Annotated in this window: 15 protein-coding genes and 1 pseudogene; 5 read left to right on the top strand and 11 right to left on the bottom strand. The window is 70.7% G+C overall.

The genetic code is table 11. The features are described 5' to 3' along the window. Positions 1-665: 665 nt before the first annotated feature. Complete coding sequence (locus ABZ659_RS24960; protein ID WP_360224016.1) at positions 666-4214, top strand: hypothetical protein; 3549 nt, start codon at positions 666-668, stop codon at positions 4212-4214. Positions 4215-4411: 197 nt separating this feature from the next. On the opposite strand, the gene ABZ659_RS24955 is transcribed toward ABZ659_RS24960, so the two are convergent. The 5 genes and pseudogenes from ABZ659_RS24955 to ABZ659_RS24935 all read right to left on the bottom strand — a co-directional run bounded on the left by ABZ659_RS24955 (position 4412) and on the right by ABZ659_RS24935 (position 9562). Beyond that, positions 4412-4831 (bottom strand): PIN domain nuclease, encoded by a 420-nt coding sequence (locus ABZ659_RS24955; protein WP_013001762.1) that lies wholly within the window; start codon positions 4829-4831, stop codon positions 4412-4414. Then, positions 4831-5085 carry a type II toxin-antitoxin system VapB family antitoxin gene (locus ABZ659_RS24950; RefSeq protein WP_019355945.1) on the bottom strand — a complete coding sequence of 85 codons (255 nt, stop codon included), beginning with the start codon at positions 5083-5085 and terminating at the stop codon, positions 4831-4833. Before ABZ659_RS24950 ends, ABZ659_RS24955 begins: the two co-directional genes overlap by 1 nt. Positions 5086-5931: 846 nt before the next feature. After that, positions 5932-6274: pseudogene (locus tag ABZ659_RS24945) on the bottom strand (transposase); the annotation flags it as partial. Positions 6275-6455: 181 nt separating this feature from the next. Further along, on the bottom strand, positions 6456-8816 hold the full coding sequence (locus ABZ659_RS24940; protein ID WP_360224013.1) for an ABC transporter permease: 2361 nt from the start codon (positions 8814-8816) through the stop codon (positions 6456-6458). 38 nt (positions 8817-8854) lie between these two features. Continuing rightward, positions 8855-9562, bottom strand: coding sequence for an ABC transporter ATP-binding protein (locus ABZ659_RS24935; RefSeq protein ID WP_360224011.1), 708 nt, complete (start codon positions 9560-9562; stop codon positions 8855-8857). 230 nt (positions 9563-9792) lie between these two features. Here ABZ659_RS24935 and ABZ659_RS24930 point away from each other — a divergent pair, with 230 nt between their 5' ends. Together ABZ659_RS24930 and ABZ659_RS24925 are read left to right on the top strand one after the other, a co-directional pair. Next, on the top strand, positions 9793-11205 hold the full coding sequence (locus ABZ659_RS24930) for a histidine kinase (RefSeq protein ID WP_360224009.1): 1413 nt from the start codon (positions 9793-9795) through the stop codon (positions 11203-11205). After that, positions 11190-11909 (top strand): response regulator transcription factor, encoded by a 720-nt coding sequence (locus ABZ659_RS24925; protein ID WP_360224044.1) that lies wholly within the window; start codon positions 11190-11192, stop codon positions 11907-11909. Before ABZ659_RS24930 ends, ABZ659_RS24925 begins: the two co-directional genes overlap by 16 nt. A 689-nt stretch (positions 11910-12598) precedes the next feature. Here ABZ659_RS24925 and ABZ659_RS24920 read toward each other — a convergent pair. Beyond that, a complete protein-coding gene (locus ABZ659_RS24920) occupies positions 12599-14257 on the bottom strand; it encodes a bifunctional 3'-5' exonuclease/DNA polymerase (protein WP_360224007.1) in 1659 nt (552 codons plus the stop codon). A gap of 77 nt (positions 14258-14334) precedes the next feature. After that, a complete protein-coding gene (locus tag ABZ659_RS24915) occupies positions 14335-15084 on the bottom strand; it encodes a Clp protease N-terminal domain-containing protein (protein WP_360224005.1) in 750 nt (249 codons plus the stop codon). Between the two features lie 136 nt (positions 15085-15220). Between ABZ659_RS24915 and ABZ659_RS24910 the strand changes: the two genes are divergently transcribed. Continuing rightward, the gene (locus tag ABZ659_RS24910; RefSeq protein WP_360224003.1) at positions 15221-16420 is read left to right on the top strand and encodes a DUF2786 domain-containing protein; all 1200 of its coding nucleotides are present in this window, start codon (positions 15221-15223) and stop codon (positions 16418-16420) included. Positions 16421-16445: 25 nt separating this feature from the next. On the opposite strand, the gene ABZ659_RS24905 is transcribed toward ABZ659_RS24910, so the two are convergent. From ABZ659_RS24905 to rpmB, 4 genes are all read right to left on the bottom strand, one after another. Then, positions 16446-16985, bottom strand: coding sequence for a DUF4232 domain-containing protein (locus ABZ659_RS24905; protein WP_360224001.1), 540 nt, complete (start codon positions 16983-16985; stop codon positions 16446-16448). A gap of 172 nt (positions 16986-17157) precedes the next feature. Next, positions 17158-17661 (bottom strand): hypothetical protein, encoded by a 504-nt coding sequence (locus tag ABZ659_RS24900; protein ID WP_360223999.1) that lies wholly within the window; start codon positions 17659-17661, stop codon positions 17158-17160. 167 nt (positions 17662-17828) lie between these two features. Then, the gene (rpsN, locus tag ABZ659_RS24895) at positions 17829-18134 is read right to left on the bottom strand and encodes a 30S ribosomal protein S14 (RefSeq protein WP_360223997.1); all 306 of its coding nucleotides are present in this window, start codon (positions 18132-18134) and stop codon (positions 17829-17831) included. Next, the gene (gene rpmB, locus ABZ659_RS24890) at positions 18134-18370 is read right to left on the bottom strand and encodes a 50S ribosomal protein L28 (RefSeq protein ID WP_360223995.1); all 237 of its coding nucleotides are present in this window, start codon (positions 18368-18370) and stop codon (positions 18134-18136) included. Before rpmB ends, rpsN begins: the two co-directional genes overlap by 1 nt. A gap of 63 nt (positions 18371-18433) precedes the next feature. Here rpmB and rpmG point away from each other — a divergent pair, with 63 nt between their 5' ends. Further along, positions 18434-18598, top strand: coding sequence for a 50S ribosomal protein L33 (gene rpmG / locus ABZ659_RS24885; RefSeq protein ID WP_225801770.1), 165 nt, complete (start codon positions 18434-18436; stop codon positions 18596-18598). Positions 18599-18600 lie beyond the last annotated feature (2 nt).

Raw genomic sequence — 18600 nt, 5'->3', positions numbered from 1 at the left:
CGCAGCACGACGAGGTACCAGGCAACACGAACGCTCACGGTCTCGTAATGCGTAGGTCTCGGGTTCGAATCCCGAAGGCGGCTCCATGGTGAACCCCAGGTCAGGCCTCTGACCTGGGGTTTCTTGTTTCGGATGACCTTGGAATCTCGGCAAATCGGGCACCGTCCGTCTGTGCATCGTAATGCGTAGGTCGGAGGTTTGGTTTCTGTGACGAGATCGACGATCCAACGCTCTGAACTGGCCTTTTGCCTGCTCGTAGAGGATGGATCAGGCTGGCGAAAAGGATCTCGGTGGACACCCGGTGGACAGTCGTGCGTGACACTTCATCAAGGCCTCTCGCGGGCCCTGGGGCGAGGGTGAAATCCACCGGCCGCCGATGGGACGACCGGCGTCGCCGAGACTGTCCGGTCCTGACAGATCTCACGTCCGGCTAGGGTCCTGGCGAAGAATGACCGTGAGAACACTCCGTAGCTGATCTGCGGGCGCAGAAGGAGCGGCTGCGTCGGCGGATGCGGGAGCGTCGGCCCATTTCAGAGCGAGACCAGCACTATGGGTTCGGTGCTCTCGTCATCCCTGGATTCCAGGGTGCGCGGCCTGTCAGCGAGCCGGGCGACGAGCGGCAAACGGTATCAGTACGGCACAAGGTGCGCGTAGCATTAATGGTCATGGATCTCGTGGCACGCGTACGCCGGGCGTTGGGCGAACGGGCTATCCACCCAACGGAGTTTGAACGCTGTGCCTGTGCACTCCTGCAATCGCAGTACCCGGGTCTATCCGCGGTTGAAGGCGGGCATGACTTCGGCCGCGACGCCGATATCTACTTTCCGTGGGGCTCCGAGGACGTGGACGCTCGTGGGCGTCTGCTGGTCACCACCGGCGATCCGGTGGCGAACCTGCGCAGGGGCCTTCGCAGGATGCGCGAAGAGGATGTGCAGGCCGATCTGATCGTGATGGCCTGTTCACAACCGGTTGACGCAACAAAGCGCGCGACCATGGATCGGCTGTGTACCGAACGCGGCCTCCCAGCACCACACATCTACGCCCAGGACTGGTTTGTCACCCGCCTCGCCACCGAGCCGGTGTGGCGGTTCAGCCTCCTCGGCATCAGAGGAGAGCTGGGTGCTCTGCTTGATCGGCCGCTGGACCTGTCGGAGGACCTGGCTGACCGAACCGACCTCCTCGGACGGGAAGCCACTCTCGCCACGCTTGCCGACACTGTCGCCCAGGGCCGGGATGTCGTGCTGGTGGGCGTGCCTGGTGTGGGTAAGACGCGGCTCACCACCGAATTGGAAGGCCAGGTCGCTTACCTTGAGCAGGCGCAAGCGGACCGCATTCTGGATGAGCTGCTGGAAACTCGGCCCGCTGCCGTTGTCGTGGACGACGCCCACATCCGCCTTGATGAGGTGCGTGTGCTGCGGCGGGCGCGTCACGGGGCGGAGCATGCCTTCGCCATCGTCGCGACTACCTGGCCTGACAGGGCAGACGAGGTAACAGCGGCCCTGCCCAGAGCTCTCCGCGTCGACATTGACCTGTTGGAGCGATCCGACATGAACACACTGGTCACCTCACTGGGCGTCACCGGCCACCGGGTCCGGATGGTTGTCCTCGACCAGGCGGCCGGACGGCCGGGCTGGGCCCTCACCTTGTGTGAGATGTTCGCCAAGGGCGAGGGCAGCCAGGTGGCCAGCGGCGCAGCGCACCTGGCGAACGTAGAACGACACCTCCGCCGTATCACCGAGTCCGAGACGGCCGTCGATGCTCTGGCCTGTGTAGCTGCACTGGGAGGGGCTTCCAGCGAGACGCTGCACGCGCTCGCGCCTCTTGTCGGCGAGCCGCCGGCCAGCATGTCGGGCCTCATGGAGCGCCTCGCGCGCAATGGCCTCGTTGAGACTGTCAACGGTGTCTGGCACCTGCAACCTGCACTGCGTGCCCCGCTGATCGCCCGGTGGTTCTTCACACGGCCGGCAGGCAGGCCGTGGTCCACCCTCTGCGACGCCTTCCCGGACCGGGACCTTGACCTCGCCTCCGCCGTGATGTCCGCCGCCCGAGTCTCGGCCTCCGCTGACGCTCGGATGACCGCCGATACCTGGGTTCGAACGCTGCCCACGCCAACCGAGTGGGGCACCGGAACCTTCGCTGTAGTGTCCGAATACGCCCGGCTGGACCGGGGAGCCGCTCAGTTCGCTGTCGCCCAGGCCCGCACGGTCCTCGCCAGCCCGAGCGAGACCGAGCAGACGTACGGGATCACCGTCGATCCGCAGGGTGACGCCGCTGCTCGTCAACTTGCGCAGTCGGCCGCTCAGTATCTGCTGCCCGAGGCGGTGACGGGCCTGCTCGACCTCGCAGTGGGAGATAACCGTCCACGCCACTCCACCCCTCAGCACCCGCTGCGCGTGCTCAGCGATGTGGCCAATGCCATAGACCCGGACTTCGGAACCGCGTTCGAGATTCGAGGGCTCTTGCTGCGACCAGTTCTGGAGTGGCTGCGCACTCACCGCGCCCCGTCGCACTGGGCCGTGGCCACCGAGGCGCTGGCGAGTGTCTTCGCCGTTGAAACATTGGGGAACTGGCCTGACCCGGGTGATCTGAACACGGTCACCCTCGCCCAGGGTGTCGAAAGCGCCGAAAACCTCGCGCGACTTATCTCCTTGTGGGACGAGGTTGCGCCCGTTCTCACAGATGCCGAAGGGCAGGATGACCTGAGCAGCGCCCCGGCTGCGGTAGTTCCACTACTGGACCTGGCGGGCTCATGGGTGCGGCTCGGAGAAGGGTTCGTGCCGCACAACGGTGAACCGAGCGAGGGGCAGAAGGGCCAGGGAGCGGAGGGAGGAGCTCGCATCCTGGCCGCGTTGCATCCCCTGCTTCAGACCTTTCCTGGGCTGGCGCTCCGTGCCCGGCGCATGCTCAACGCTGTATACGCCCGCGGCGGCGACAGGGGTCGCAGGCTCCCGGAGCTGGACGTCGACCCTGACTTGGAGTCTTTCACCGGCTGGAGTCGTTGGGGCGACATGGATACCCGCGATGAAGGCGCACAAGGCCGGGCCCACGCAGTGGAAGCCCTGGCACAGAAGATCGCTGCGCTCGGACCGCTCGACGGAGTCGCGAGATTCGACGCACTGGTTGAGCAATCCGAGCTTGCTGGCGACCACGGGGGCGGCGTCTGGGTATCCGACCGAATGGTGCCTCACCTCGCCGATCCCGCTTCTTGGCACGCAGCCGCAACCGCAGCTGGTAGCCCACTCATGCTTCGCGCCGCATTGACCCGATGGCTCAACGCCTCGCCCGGCACGTTGTCGGCAGATGTCCTCACCGCTGCACTGGATGATCCCCGCTTCAGGACTGGCGTCATCTCGACCGTCCTCGGACGAGGTGAAGATGACGAGGCTGCCGAGTTCGTGACCGCGGCGATGCGCACGGAGGACGCCTGGCTGCTCGACTCGCTATTCATCCAGGACGAGCCGAACGAGGTGCTGCACCGTCTACTGCTCCATCCGATTCCCGCAATCGCCAGCAGCGCGGCGGTCACTTTCGCCGTTGGCCAACCCCACGGCCCCTCACTGCCGGAAACCTGGCGCTCTGCTTGGCGCGACGCTGTGCAGCACCTCCGCCCCGAGGACCTGTCCCAGCACGATCACTGGCGTGCAGGCCAGTTGCTCGGCCATCTAGCCGACCATGATCCTGACCTGCTCGAAGCGTGGTACACCGAACGGCTCGGCGAAATGGCCAACCGAGGCTACTTCGTTGCCCCTGAACCCCACGGCTGCGATCTCCACCTGGACCGCCTTCCACAGGCGCACCGTTACCGGCTTTCCGTCCGCTGCGCCAGCCTCCCGCGCATCGGCCATAGCCCACTCATCCAGCTTGTCGGTGCAGACCGCGACTTGGCGGAGCGTCTGCTCCGCGACTGCGCCGTTACTCCCGACAACCTCCTCGAAGCCCTAGTGGGACAGCGCAACGAGACCCTGGAGCGCCTCGGCCCGCTGCTCCTCGACCACGGCGTGCCCCCCGCTCGCATCGCGGCCAACGTCGCTTGGGTCGACTCCTGGTGGGGTGAAGACTCCACCAGACATCAGCACCTCATCGACTACTTCACCACCCTCTCAACACGCGTTCCCGCCCTCGCCTCCGTCGCCACAGCGGGTCGGGCTCAGCAGGAGGAGTTGCTGCGGGAGGCAGAACTCAAGGAGCGCGCTGCGCGGGTGCGGGGGCAGTAAAGCGAGGCCGGCAGATGATCGCGACCCTCTGGTCCGGAACTTAAGCGGAGTGGATGGAGTCATGTTCGGTAGCCGCTTCTTCCCGAGCAGGCATGGCCATGCGCGTCGGGCCGCGCGTTGTTCGGCCACAGCCCGACTGGTCCACGCCAGTGCACCGCGTCAGACATCTCATCGGAGGTGAGGGCAGGGGGGCATTCTCATCGGTCGGCGCTGCCGGGCGGGACGACCCATTCGGTGGGTTGTCCGGTGAGGGAGGCGATCATGTCGAAGTCTCCGTCGTAGTGGAGGACCGTTCGCCGGTTCAGTTCCGCTGTGGCGGCGATCAGCAGGTCGGGGAGGGACAGAGCGCGGTGGAAGCCTGCGTTGAGAGCATGGCGCTGGATCTCGAGAGCGCGGGTGAAGGTGTCGTCGTCGGTGCGGAGGTAGTCGAAGGCATGGAGCCAGGTGCTGATCCGTGTTGCTTCTGAGCTGTCCCGTGCGGAGTGGATCATCTCGAACTCGGTGGGCTGGCATACCGCGAGGAGGTAACGCTCGTGTAGGGGCTTGAGCACCTCTTTGACGCTCGGTTTCGTCCAGCGGGCGAGGGCGGACTTGTCGATCAGGTAGCGGTCCTGCATCAGGCGGCCTGGCCCCCGTTGTGGTTACCGCCGTGCTTGAGGGAGCCGTCAGCGTTGCGGGGGCCGGTGCTCTCGACGATTTCGCTGAAGTCGAGTTCGCCGGCATCCATGGCGTCGAAGAACTCCTGTCGCAGGTGTCGCTTGACGGCGTCTTCCATGGCGAGGCGGACGGCTTTGGCCTTCGTTTTAGTCCCGAAGATGCGCATGGCCTCGGTGACCATGTCTTCATCGAGGTCGATGACGGTTCTGGCCATTTGGGCGGTCCCTTCGCAGATACTCTCGTGAGTGAAACGATACCATTTATCGACCATGAGAGATATCGTTTCGACCCAGAGGTCTCGCCGTGGATGGAGACTGGGGCGTTCGTGGTGAAGTGCCGCCCGGTCGCTCCTTGTGGGAAATGGACAGTCGTCCTCATGTCAGACTCCGCCCCTGCCAGGGGTCTCGTCAGAAGCGGTGGGGCGGCGAGAGGTTGCTGGCCAGCACCCCCGTCGGTGGACAGCCGGTGGACAGACGCCTTTGGACAGCGCATCACGGGGTGGCACGGGCCAACCTTGCGCACGTGCTCTGATCAGGAAAAACGTCACCACGCAGCATGACGAGGTACCAAGCAACACGAACGCTCTCGGTCTCGTAATGCGTAGGTCTCGGGTTCGAATCCCGAAGGCGGCTCCGCCTCTGACCAGCGGTTTCCTCTGGGAAGCCGCTGTTCTGTCTCCGGGCTGGTACTCCTGTGCGGTCTCGTGATCTGTCGAGCGGGTCCGTCGGCGGATCGTCGGTGGCAGTGGCAGTGGCAGTGGCAGTGGCAGTGGCAGTGGCAGTGGCAGTGGCAGTGGCTGTGTCGGGCTGTCGCTGGTGGCGTCTGCGCCAGGTGGACCAATGCCGCAGTCTGGCGGCAGTCATGGCCGGTGGGGCGAGGACGGCGACGAACAGGTGGCGGACCTCCGGGACGGTCAGCGTGATCGGGTCGTGGCTGCGGGCGGGATCTTGCGGATCGGCAGGACGGACGGGGTCTGCGTCGGCGGCGAGGCCGGTCAGGAAGGCCAGGTCCAGCACGGCGAGCGTGATGTGCCGGTGCCATGACGTCCAGTGCCCGACCTCCCGACCTGGGAGTTCTCGATCCGGCCAGCGGTGCCGGTGTACTGGCGTTGCACCCCCGCCGACATGTTGCCCTTCTTCACGAAGCGGGTCTCGTCCACGTTGAGAGCGCCGCTGTCGCCGAGGTGATCGACCACGTAGGCGCGGACATCGTCACGGACGACGTCGGCATCCCAACGGGCATGGCGCGGCCGACGCTGCATCGGGCCCGGGCCGGGAGTGACCGGCCTGTTCAGCCAGTTGCCAGCAGTTCTTCCGTTCGGCAGCCGGAAGCGGCCCGAGCAAGTAGGCGCGGGCCGTGGCCCGAGGCTCAACTCGGCCGAATCGCCCGGTGACACGAGCCATGACCTGGTCGAACAACACCCGCCAGCGGGCAGGGTCCACGCTGTGGCCACGGCCACCGCACGATCTTCGGTTGTCCACACACCAACCGGTGATCACGCGGTGGCCGTACCCGCTCCCAGCCGGGTTCGCCACACGACCGCGACGTCAGACTGGAGTAGTAGGCGGCGTGCTCCTGAAAGAGCTACTCCGTGCGCAACGCCGCGGCCGTCCGTGCCCTAGCCGCCCAGCTGGACGGGAGTAGGGCGCCCAGTACGGCGATCGCGACGCCGGCCAGGGCCAGGAGGGCCAGTTGCGGGGTGTCGTACACGTCGAGGATCGACGGCGGCAGGTTGGTGCCCGCCGAGTGGCCCATCACCGGCAGGACGACGCCGTGCAGCGCGTAGCCTGCCGGTACTCCGATCAGGCCGCCGAGGACGCCGATGCCGACTACCGAGGCGAGGACGAGGCTCACCGTCTGCCGGGGTGACATGCCGAGGGCCTTGCAGACGCCCATGTCGTGGACGCGTTCGCGGGTGTCCAGGACGACGGAGTTGAGGACGCCCAGGCCCGCCACGGAGACCAGCATGAGGGTGAGCAGGACGGCGATCGCGTCCAGGAGGATGATCGTGTTCTCCTGCCCCGCTGGGGAGTTGACCACCACGTCGCCGCCCAGGGGCCGTACCGCCGCGTTCAGTCGCTCGGCGTACGTGGCGGGGGAGACGTCCGGCTCGACCTCGATCGGGAAGACCTGGGGAGCGGTGCCCGGGAAGCTGGCGAGGTCCGCGTGGACCGTGAGGCCGTCGTTGGAGGTGTCGAAGGCCTCGCCGACGATGCGCAGGGTCCGGGTGTCCTCCCCGAGGGTCACCCGGATCGGGTCGCCGATGCCGCTGCCGGTCCGCTCCAGGAGAGCGGTGGGTAGGACGGCCTGTCCCGGGCCGGTGAACCAGCGCCCGGCGATCATCTCGTAGCCGCCGGAGCCGGTGTCGCCCTGGTACAGGGTCGTCCTGACCGGGGTGGGGATACCGGCCACGGTGGTGTCGACTTGGGTCATACCGTAGGAGGAGGCGGTGCCGGGCTGTGCCCCGATGGCCGCGCGGATCGCCGTGGGGTCGGCCTTCGTCGTCTTCTCGTCCGTGCCCGGGGTGTTCGGGGCCGTAGGGCCGCCGCTGATGACCGTCACCGCGGCACTCTCCTCCGGGTCCGCCGCGTGGCCGACCGCGTTGAGGGACTGGGTGAGGCCGAGCGCGAACGTCGCCGCGACGGTGCCGAAGGTGACCGCGAGCAGCATGGCCGTCGTACGGACCGGGTGCGCGAAGGGGCTCGCCAGGCCATAGGTCACCGCGCGCGGCAACGGCAGTCGGCCGACGGCCCGGTGCGCCCACTGGCCGCGGCCCGTACGGGGCGCCCGGCCGACCGCGATCGCCTCCACCGTCCGCAGCCGACCGGCCCGCAGCGCGGGGACCAGCGCCGCGACACCGACGACCAGCAGCGCGACGGCCGGTACGACGAGGTCCACCCACCAGGTGACGGACAGCGTGACGCCTCCGTACGCCTGCGCGGTCATCGACAGCAGCGGGGCGGCCAGCAGGTTGCCCAGCACCACCCCGAGCGCGATCCCGGCGCCCGCCGGGATCAACGCCTGGGCGACGTAGGCCCGTACGACCTCGCGCGGCGTGAAGCCGATGGCCTTGAGGATGCCGATCCGGCGCAGGCTGGTGCCGACCGCGCCGCTGACCACACTGCTGACGATGATCACCGACATGACGATGCCGAGCACACCGAAGGCCACCATGAACGGGATGGTCGCCGCCGCGCCCTGGTCGGCGGCGCGCTCGGTGTCCAGGTAGGACTGGGTGCCCAGCAGCGCCCCGGACGGTACGGCCGCGGCGAGCGCCGCGCGGTCGGCGGCGATCTGTCCCCTCGTATCCGCGGTGTCGAAGCGGTAGAGCATCTGGCTGGTGACGGGCCGGTCCCGCGCGGCCAGCGCCTCGACCTGTGCCGGGGACGCCCAGGCGTCGGCGGTCCCGCTGGCCGACATCGCGAAGCCGACGACGGTCAGGGTCGGGCTGTCGGCGGCGTCCGAGGCCCTCAGTTCGGAGCCGATGCGGAGGGCGGGGCCCTCGGTCGACGAGGAGAGCACGATCTCGCCCGGCTTCCTCGCCCACCGGCCGGACGTCAGGTCCAGGTCGTCCACGTCGCCCCCGGGCCCGGACCGCCCGACCAGGCTGAGCTGCGGCAGGTGCCCGCCGCCGCGGTCCACCGGGCTGATCGTCGTGTACGGGTACGGTCCCGCGCTCGCCGTGACGCCGTCGAGCCGCCCGGTCGCCGCGAGCCGCTCCGCGCTCACCTTGGCCGGGTCGAACCGCGCCGTGAGGTGGGCGCCGTTCTGCTCGGCGAAGGCGTGGTCGAAGGGGGCGTTCGTGGCGACGAGGAGCGCTCCGGCGACCACGGTCGCGGCGACGGCCATCATGGTGGCCACGGCGATCACCACCGCCTGGACCCGGCGTCGGCTCACCCCGGAACGGACGACCCGCGCGAGCGCGCCGCCCCCGAGCGGGTTCATTGGATGGCCTTCGGGTGTGGGTGGTTGGTGAGTGGGTTTCATCGGACGGCCTCCGCGTACGAGTCGTTGGCGAGGCGGCCGTCGACCAGGTGGATGGAGCGGCTCGCGCACGCCTCCGCCAGCGCCAGGTCGTGCGTGACCAGGACGAGGGTCTGCCCACCGCGGTGCAGGTCCACCAGGAGTTCCCGTACGTCGTGCCCCGAGGCGGTGTCGAGGGCACCGGTCGGCTCGTCGGCGAGCAGCAGCGCGGGACGGTTGACCAGCGCGCGGGCGACCGCGACCCGCTGGCGTTCACCGCCGGAGAGGCGGCCGGGGTAGGCGCGGGCGTGTCTGGTGATGCCGAGCAGTTCCATCAGCTCGCCCGCGCGGGCCGCCGTCTTGCGCCGGGTGGTGCCGGTCAGTTGGGCGGGGAGCTGGATGTTGTCGGTGACGGTGAGGTCGTCCAGCAGGTTGAAGAACTGGAAGACCATGCCGATCCGCTCGCGCCGGAACCGGGCCAGCGCGTGCTCGCTCAACTGGTCGACCCGCTCCCCGGCCACGGTCACGGCGCCCTCGGTCGGCTTGTCGAGGCCCGCGACGAGGTTCAGCAGCGTGGACTTGCCGCTGCCGGAAGGGCCGGTCACGGCGAGCGCCTCGCCCTGGGCGACGGTGAGGTCGAGGGGGCCGAGGGCGGGCGTGCCGGAGCTGTCGTACCGCTTGGCCACGCCAGCCAGTTCGATCACTCGGGTCTCGATCACTTGGGTCATGGGGTGGTCCGTTCGTCCAGGGGGTCGTGGGCCGGGAGGAGGCGGGCGGGTGCCGGTCCGGTGAACCTAGGCGTGTGGCCTGCGGGGGCGCGTCGGCCGCGGCACCGACTTCCGGCCCTTCCCGCGGAGGAGGGGGCCGCTGGGTCATCCCTGCGAAGTACGCCTGACGGGCGGGGGTTCGGCCGTACAGGCGGACGCGGGGCGGCGGCCGTGGGCCGCACAATGACCCGATGGAGACGCGTGGGCGGTCGAGGGCGGGGGGCCGGGAAGGCCGTCGCCGGTGGCCCAGGTGGCTGGACGAGGGGCGGGGGGACTGGCGCCGGTACCTGCGTGACGCGCTGCGGCCGGAGGCGGAACGCGTCCCGCTGTCGCGGTGGGCGGTGCGCGCCGACGTGGTGCTGGCGGTGCTGCTGACCGTCGTCGCGCTGGTCGTGGCGGCGCGCTATCCCGGCGACGGGCCGAACTTCGTCGACTCGTCGGTGGAGCGCGGGATTCCGGCGCCACCGCCGCTCCCCGGGCCGGACGCGCGAGTGCGGGTGGGGGAGGGCTACGAGTCGACCTCGGTGCCCTGGCCGCTGGTCGTGCTGTCGGCGCTGCCGCTGGCGGTCCGGCGCCGGTATCCGCTGGCGGCGTTCGCGGTGGTGATGGGCGCGATGCTGGTCATGGTCGACGACGCCTCCTGGATCAACGTGCTGACCTGCGTCATCGGCGCGTACAGCGCGGCGCGGTACAGCCGATACCGAATACGGGCGACGACCGGGCTGCTCATCGCCGCCGTGATCGCCGGGGTGGCGTTCCGGCGTACGGAACCGATTCTGCCGGGGTGGTCGAGCCCGGCGGTGGTGCTGCTGGTCGCCGGGGTGCTGGCCAGTACGGTGCGGTTCTGGCAGCGGCGGCTGGCGGCCAGCCGGGACCGGTTCACCCGGCTCCAGCAGGCCCAGGAGGAGAGCGTGCGCCGGGCGGCGGAGGAGGAACGGGCGCGGATCGCCGCCGAGTTGCACGACGTCGTCACCCACAATGTGAGCGTGATGGTCATCCAGGCGGGAGCGGCCCGCAAGGTGATGGACACGGCGCCGGAACGGTCGAAGGAGGCGCTGCTGGCGGTCGAGGCCGGGGGCCGCGCCGCGATGGCGGAACTGCGCAACGTGATGGGCCTGTTGGCGGCGCCGGACACCGGCCGCCCCGGGCACCCCGGGCACCCTGGTGGTCTGGGCGGTCGTGCTCCCGACACCCCCGCCGACGGCCTCGAACCCCAGCCCGGGCTCGACCAGCTCGACGCCCTGGTGGAGCGGGTGCGCGCCGCCGGGACCCCGGTCACGGTCACCGTGTCGCCGCGGCCCGGTCCGCTGCCGCCCGGGGTGGAGCTGGCGGCCTACCGGGTCGTGCAGGAGGCGCTGACCAACACCATCAGGCACGCGCCCGGTGCCGCCGCGTCCGTGTCCGTCGGGCACAGCGGTGACCTGCTGGAGATCGAGGTCACCGACTCCGGAGCCGCCCACGACGCGCCCGCGCGGGAGGGCACCGGCCGGGGCCTGATCGGCCTGCGGGAACGGCTGGCGGTCTACGGCGGTGAACTCACGGCCGGTCCCACCCTCGCCGGGGGTTACCGCATCACGGCCCGCGTCCCCTGGCGGACGTCGTGAACCGGCCGCCGACGCTGCGCGCCGTCATCGCCGACGACCAGGCACTCGTCCGCACCGGCTTCGGCATGATCCTGGCCGCGGACGGCATCGAGGTGACGGCGGAGGCGGCCGACGGCGCCGAGGCGGTGGCGGCGGTCCGGCGCACCCGGCCCGACGTCGTCCTGATGGACATCCGGATGCCGCGGATGGACGGCATCGAGGCCACCCGGCGCATCCTCGCCGACGGAGGTCCCGGCGGCACCCGCGTCATTATTCTGACCACCTACGACGTCGACCATTACGTCTACGCGGCGCTCACCGCGGGCGCCAGCGGCTTCCTGCTCAAGGACGTCAGCCCCGAGCACCTCGTCGCCGCGGTACGGCTGGTGCAGTCCGGCGACGCGCTGCTCGCCCCGACGATCACCCGCCGCCTGATCGAACGCTTCGCCCACCGTGAGGAGCACCGCCCCTCCGCCGCCCACCGCGACCTCTCCGGCCTGACCCCCCGCGAACTGGAGGTCCTCCGCCTCCTGGCCACCGGCCTGAGCAACGCGGAACTCGCGACCCACCTGTGTCTCAGCCCCACCACGATCAAGACCCACATCGGTCGAATCCTGTCCAAACTGAACCTCCGCGACCGAGTCCAGGCGGTCGTACTGGCTTATGAGACGGGGCTGGTGGCTCCGGGGAGTTCACCGGGAGGTCCACCCGGAGGTTCTCCGTGAGTTCCCGTGGCGGTGGGGCTTCTACTGGGGCAGGTCAGAGTGGTCGGACCCGTCCCCGGCCCTGCGCGCGACCCACGTCTGAACACCCCGTCGGGCGAGGCCCCCACGGCGAGGGACACCAGGACGGCTCCCCAGTCGATGACATGCGGCAGGCCGGGGAAGAAGGCGAAGAAGGCCAGCGTGGCCACGACGCCCGCGAGGAAGGCGACGACCTCGATTCGGCGCGGCCGTGGTGCGGGCGGCGGGGCCGACTCCGGGCCCTTCTGCTGCTGGCTCGTGAACATCTCACTTCGTGATGTGGTGGCACTGGCTCACGCGCCGCACGCCGTTGACGTTGAGATGGGCGCACGCCTTGCCATAACGAGGCAGGGTCTGGGGAGCGTTGTTCCGCATGGGATCGATCTCGCACTCGGGGTGCGTCCTGCCGCGCGACGTGCGATACGTCCGGTTCCTCGTGTCGGCGTAGGTGAAGTCGATGCGCCAGTCGCAGAAGCCAGTGCTCAGCGCTCCGACGAAGGCGCAGTCGACCCCCGCGTTCTGGTACCTGATCCTCTTGCCGCCACCGCGGATGACCGAGGTGTCCCCTCTTTGTTGATCACGTCTGGGACGTGGGGGACAACCGCGGAGTGCGAAGTGCGGTCACACGTATATGCGTTGATTTACCGTCAGGTGTGAAGAGCGGACCGGCGTCACTTGGCGTCCGCGTAGCACTCCACCACCGCCGTGGTGAACGGGAAGCGCACCGGGGTGTCTCCGAAGGTCAGGTGGGCGGCCAGGGCGGCGGAGTGGTGGATGGCCGTGGTGACCTTGTCGGTTTCCTCGGTGGGGCAGTGGACGATCACCTCGTCGTGCTGGAAGAAGACCAGTTCCGCGGCGAGGGGCGTCAGTTCCTGGCGCAGGGCGGCCAGCAGGAGCAGGGTCCAGTCGGCCGCGCTGCCCTGGACGACGAAGTTGCGCGCGAAGCGGCCGCGGGCGCGGGAGTCGGTGGACGTGTGGTCGGAGGCCAGGGCCGGGTCCTGGGGGATGCCCGCCTCTTCGGGGGCGTCGCCCCCGGCCGGTGGGCAGGTGCGGCCCAGCCAGGTGCGGACCAGCCGCCCCTCCTCGCCCGCGCGGGCCGCCTCGTCGACGTAGGCCACCGCCTGGGGGAAGCGGCGTCGGAGTGCGGCGAGGTTCTTCAGGCCGTCGCCTGAGGTCTGGCCGTAGATGGCGCCGAGGACGGCGAGTTTGGCCTGGTCGCGGTCGCCGGAGAAGGCCCGCTCGGAGACGGACTGGTAGAGGTCGGTCCCGCGGCCCGCCACCTCCATCAGACCCGGGTCACGGGAGATCGCGGCGAGGACGCGCGGCTCCATCTGGTCGGCGTCCGCCACCAGCAGCCGCCAGCCGGGGTCGGCGACGACCGCGCGCCGGATGACCTTGGGGATCTGGAGCCCGCCACCGCCGTTGGTCACCCAGCGCCCGGAGACCGTGCCGCCCGCGAGGAACTCCGGCCGGAAGCGGCCGTCCCGCACCCAGTCCTGGAGCCAGGACCAGCCGTGGGCGACCCAGATCCGGTACAGCTTCTTGTACTCGATCAGGGGCCTCGCAGCCGGATGGTCGAGGGACTCCAGCTCCCATCGGCGGGTTGACATGACCTTGATACCGGCCTGCGAGAACGCCTTGACCACGTCCGCGGGCAGGTCGGGGCGGACCCGGCGGCCGAACGCGGCGGAGATCTCGTCCGTCAGCTCCGCGAGGCGGCGTGGCTCACTGCCGCCCGCGTACCGTTCGCCGAGCAGGTCGTGCAGCACCTCGCGGTGGACGTCCGCGCGCCACGGCAGCCCCGCCGCGTTCATCTCCGCGGCCACCAGCATCCCCGCCGACTCCGCGGCGGTCAGCAGCCGCATCCGCTCCGGGTGCTCGGCGCGGTCGTGCCGCCGCTGCTGCTCGGCGTAGACGTCGAGCAGGTCGGTCAGGGGCAGACGGGTGACCTGGGGTTCGAAGAGGGGGGACTGGGCGCCCGGCTCGGCGGAGCGCTGGGGTGGGTCGGGCGGTACGGGGCCGCCGCGCAGCCGCGCCAAGGACGCCGCCGCCGAGCGGGGCTCGCCGTACCGCCCCTCGTGGCCGAGGAGGAGGGTCTCGGCGTCCTCGATGTCGTAGCACCGCTCCACTCGCACCCCCGTGGCGAGCAGGGCCGGGTACACCTCGGACGTCGAGCGCCACACCCAGCGGGCCACGTCGGGCCGTTCGCGCACGGCCCGCGCCAGGTCCGCCTCCCACCGCACCGGTCCGGCGGGCAGCCCGTCCCGGCCGAGGGGGGCGAGCTGTACGCCACCGTCCTCGGCCAGAGCGAGTGCCCATCGGTCGGCCATGCGGAGAGTCTTGCAGGAGGGTCTGACAATCGCCCTGACCTGCTGGTTCGTGGGTGATGAGGGGGTGGCCGGGGGCGTCAGCCCCGCTCGCCGGTGGCCGCCTCGTCCGCCGCCGCCGCGATCTTCGTGAGCGTCTCCGCCACGTACCGTTCCGTGCCCTGCTTCGTGAGGCCGAGGCCGGACAGGACCCCCTGGCCGTTCTCGAACTCCAGCAGGGCGAGGAGGAGGTGCTCGGTGCCGATGTGGTTGTGGCCGAGGCGGAGGGCCTCGCGGAAGGTCAGTTCCAGCACCTTCTTGGCGTCGGGGCCGTACGGGACCAGGTCGGGGACCTCGTCGGCGGCGGGCGGCAGCGCCGCGGCGGCGTTCTGGCGTACGGCGTCCAGGAGCACCCCCTGCGCGGTGATCGCCTTGGCGGCCAGGCCGTCCGGGTCGGCCAGCAGACCGAGGACCAGGTGCTCGGGGCGGCCCTCGGGGTTGCCCGCGGCGACCGACGCGTTGTGGGCGGCCATGACGGCGTTCCGCGCGCGCGGGGTGTAGCGGTTGAAGCCCTGGCTCGGGTCCAGGTCGGCCGACTCCTTCGGCACGAAGCGCTTCTGCGCGGCCTGGCGGGTCACGCCCATGCTCCTGCCGATGTCCGTCCAGGAGGCGCCCGAGCGGCGGGCCTGGTCGACGAAGTGGCCGATCAGGTGGTCGGCGACATCGCCCAGGTGTTCCCCGGCGATGACCGCGTCCTGGAGCTGGGCGAGCGGTTCGGGGTGGACCTTCTTGATGGCCGCGATGAGGTCGTCCAGGCGGATGGAGGATGTGATGGCGGGGTCGGAGGTCATGTGTCAACCGTAGGTTGACACTAGTTCATCGTCAACCCTGCGTTGACACTCGCCGTCCACGTCGCTCGGCGACGACGTCCCACTCCTGCGACGACGCCACCAGGAGAGGCCGAGACGGGCGTGGCACCATCGCCGGGTGAGCACCCCCAGCACCCCCAGCACCCCCAGCGACGCCAACCCGCCCGGCAGCACCGTGGACCGCGCCTTCCAGCTCGCCCTCTACGCCGATCCCGGTGCCGCCGTCCTCGACACGGCCGCGTCGCTGCTCGCCGCCGACCCGGCGGCGGACGGTGAACTGGTCCGGCGTGGGGAGGAGTTCCTGGCGGTGGCCTGGCGGCGGGGGTGGCAGCCCGCCGATGCCGTACGGATGGTGCGGCGGGAGCTGGACGACGCGCACGTACGGCTGGTCACGGAGCTGGTCCTCGCGCAGGCGGTGCGCGACGACCGCCCGCGCGGGCGCCGTTGGGCCGACCAGCTCGCCGACCTCGGACGGCACCACGGCGAGACGGCCGCCCCCGCGCCGGCGCCCCGGAGCGACCGCTTCTCGCACGCCACCGCCGTCCTGGAGCTGTACCGCCTGTTGCTGCGGCTGCCCGCCCTGGAACCCCTCGACGAACCCGCGCGGCAGCGGCACGCGCCCCGCTCCGAGCCACGCGTGCTCGCGCGCATCCGGGCGCTGCTGGCCAAGGCCGAGGCGACCGGCTACCCGGACGAGGCGGAGGCGCTCAGCGCCAAGGCGCAGGAACTGATGGCCCGGCACAGCGTCGACGAGGCGCTGCTCGCCGCCCGGACGCCCGACGCCGACGCACCCGGCGCCTGCCGGATCGGCGTCGACGCGCCGTACGAGCAGGCCAAGGCGGTGCTGCTGGACGCGGTCGCCACCGCCAACCACTGCCGTGCCGTGTGGAACGAACCCTTCGGCTTCTCCACGGTCGTCGGCTTCGAACCCGATCTCGAAGCCGTCGAACTCCTCTACACCTCACTCCTCGTGCAGGCCACCACCGCGATGACGAGGGCGGAGGCCGCGCAGCGGGCCGGTGGCCGCAAGCGGACCAAGACCTTCCGGCAGTCGTTCCTCGCCGCCTACGCCCACCGCATCGGCACCCGGCTCGCCACCGCCACCGCGGAGGCCACGGCGCTGACGGCGGAGTCCCGGGCGGCCGACCTGCTCCCCGTCCTCGCCTCGCGCGAGGCCGCGGTCACGGCCGCGACGGACCAGCTGTTCCCGGAGACGACCACGTCCCGGCTGCGCGGGGTGAGTGACGCGGCGGGCTGGACGGAGGGCTCCCGCGCGGCCGACCGCGCCCGGGTAGCCGCCCGCCGCCCGCTCGCCTGACGGTCCCGCCGTCCCGCGCCTCGCGTCAGTCCCCCGCCTGCTGGAACGCGCTCACCGTCGCCTCCGGCACGCCCTCCCCGTTGACGGGAACAGCCCCGTACGACCACGGGAAGCTCTGCTCCTCCGAGCCGCCCGGCAAGCCGATCCCCAGCTTCGCCGCGTCAAGGACACCGGTGCCGTCCGCCGCGCCCCGTACGTACGTGATCGTGAAGGTCGCGGCCGTGTCCTTCGCGAGGGTGAGCTGCTGCGGCTGGGCGCCCTCCTCCTCAGGTAGGACGGCCGAGTCGCCCTCCGCGTGGAGTTCCACGCCGGGGAAGCCCTCCAGGGTGCAGTCGGCGTCGCCGTTGTTGGTGAGGGTGACGGGCACGTTGCCGGTGTCCCCGGCGGCGGGCGCGGCGTTGGCGGGGCCCACCTCGATGGTCATCCCGTCGACGGAGCAGGCCGTACCGGCGGCGGAGCCACCGTTCCCGCCGTCGTCCCCGCCGTCGTCACCGTCCCCGGAACAGGCCGTGAGCAGCAGGGCGGCGGCGGTCAGGGCCGCGACGGTGAGCGGGGCGGTGCGCATGGGGGAGTCCTTGGAGTAGTACCGGAGCCAGGCATCCGGATCATCATGCACGGGGTACGGTCAGGGCTCCCACCAGCACCTCGCCCAGCCAGGCTCCCACCGACGCCCCACCGGGCCAGGGCTCCCACCGGGGCCAGTGCTCCCACCGGCTCCTCGCCCATCCACGGCAGGCTCAGGAACCGAGCCCCTCAGTCGGCAGCCCCGTCGGCAGTTGTCCGCCCTCCGCCTTGGTGTACGTCTCGGTGCCGAGGCCGCCCTCCCAGGTGACCTTGAGCGTCGTCCCGTCGACGGACTCGACCCGCCCCGTCTTCCGGTCGTCGCTGCCGTCGGTGCACGTGAGGCGGATCGTCTGGGTGCCGGACGTCTCGCCCGCCTTGCCGCTGCACACGGTCCCGCCGGTCGCGAAGAGCCCGGCCTCGTCGCCGGTCACGACCAGCGCGACCGCGTCGCCGCCGGTGGTGGCGAGCCAGCTGCCCTCCAGGTCGCCGGAGGCGGTCGGACCGCCCGTCTCCGCTGTACTGCTCGAGGAGGCGGAGACGGAGACGCTGGGGCTCGGCGTGCCGTCGTCGGCTTCGGAGCCGCCGTCGTCGCTGCACGCGCCCAGCAGGAACGCGCCCGCCAGCCCCGCCGCGGCGACGGCCAGCCGCCGAGGCACCACGCGCGCGTGCGCCCTCACACAGCCCCTTGCACTGCCCTGTCCGCAGCCCTGTCCGCACCCCTCTGTGCAGCCCTTCGCGCGGCCGGAATCCGATGCCCCCATAGCCACTGCCATCCCCCCAACCCGAGCCGGTCACCCCGTACGACGGCAGAAGCTACCAGGGCGTAACCCAAACAGGGACCGCCCTACCAGGACGACTTCCGCACCCCGGGCAAGTACCCGGCGTGCGCCTGCCCCCGCAGGTTCACCCGCGACAGCCCGAACGCACGGAAGTACCCGCGCGGGCGCCCGTCCACCTGGTCCCTGTTGCGGACGCGGGTGGCGCTGGCGTCGCGCGGCTGGCGTCGCAGTTCCCGCTGGGCGGCGAGACGTTCGGCCGCCCCCGTCGACGGGTGGCGGATGATCTCCTTCAGCTCGGCACGGCGGGCCGCGTACCGCGCCACCGTCCGCTGCCGCTGCTCGTTCTTCGCGATCTTGCTCTGCTTCGCCATCAGACCCGTACCCCCCGCGCGCGGATGCGGGCGACGGCCGCCTCGACGCCGATCGCGTCGAGGGTCCTGATCCCCTTGGTGCTCAGCCGCAGCCGTACGTGACGGCCCTCGCTCGGCAGCCAGTAGCGCTTGGTCTGGATGTTGGGGTCGAAGCGGCGCGAAGTGCGCCGGTGGGAGTGCGAGACGCGGTTGCCGAAGCCGGGTCGCGCGCCGGTCAACATGCAGTGGGCGGACAAGGTGACGTACCTCTCTCGGTTGACGGTTTCGTAAATGGGAATCGTTTTCAGTAAGATAGCAGCATGGCACGCAACGAACTCCGCCCGGTCGTCAAGCTCCGGTCCACGGCCGGGACCGGCTTTACCTACGTCACCCGCAAGAACCGCCGCAACGACCCCGACCGGCTGACCCTGCGCAAGTTCGACCCCGTCGCCGGCCGCCACGTCGACTTCCGAGAGGAGCGCTGAAC

It is taken from the genome of Streptomyces sp. NPDC006997, assembly GCF_040635175.1.
Classification (GTDB): Bacteria; Actinomycetota; Actinomycetes; order Streptomycetales; family Streptomycetaceae; genus Streptomyces.
This window is presented reverse-complemented; position numbering and strand designations above follow the sequence as displayed.

Coding starts and splice junctions, on each gene's coding strand:
- ABZ659_RS24920 (WP_360224007.1), bottom strand. CDS start 14,257: ATGGCCGACCGATGGGCACTCGCTCTGGCCGAGGACGGTGGCGTACAG.
- rpmG (WP_225801770.1), top strand. CDS start 18,434: ATGGCACGCAACGAACTCCGCCCGGTCGTCAAGCTCCGGTCCACGGCC.
- ABZ659_RS24915 (WP_360224005.1), bottom strand. CDS start 15,084: ATGACCTCCGACCCCGCCATCACATCCTCCATCCGCCTGGACGACCTC.
- ABZ659_RS24940 (WP_360224013.1), bottom strand. CDS start 8,816: ATGAACCCGCTCGGGGGCGGCGCGCTCGCGCGGGTCGTCCGTTCCGGG.
- ABZ659_RS24955 (WP_013001762.1), bottom strand. CDS start 4,831: ATGCAGGACCGCTACCTGATCGACAAGTCCGCCCTCGCCCGCTGGACG.
- ABZ659_RS24930 (WP_360224009.1), top strand. CDS start 9,793: ATGGAGACGCGTGGGCGGTCGAGGGCGGGGGGCCGGGAAGGCCGTCGC.
- ABZ659_RS24950 (WP_019355945.1), bottom strand. CDS start 5,085: ATGGCCAGAACCGTCATCGACCTCGATGAAGACATGGTCACCGAGGCC.
- rpsN (WP_360223997.1), bottom strand. CDS start 18,134: ATGGCGAAGCAGAGCAAGATCGCGAAGAACGAGCAGCGGCAGCGGACG.
- ABZ659_RS24905 (WP_360224001.1), bottom strand. CDS start 16,985: ATGCGCACCGCCCCGCTCACCGTCGCGGCCCTGACCGCCGCCGCCCTG.
- ABZ659_RS24960 (WP_360224016.1), top strand. CDS start 666: ATGGATCTCGTGGCACGCGTACGCCGGGCGTTGGGCGAACGGGCTATC.
- ABZ659_RS24935 (WP_360224011.1), bottom strand. CDS start 9,562: ATGACCCAAGTGATCGAGACCCGAGTGATCGAACTGGCTGGCGTGGCC.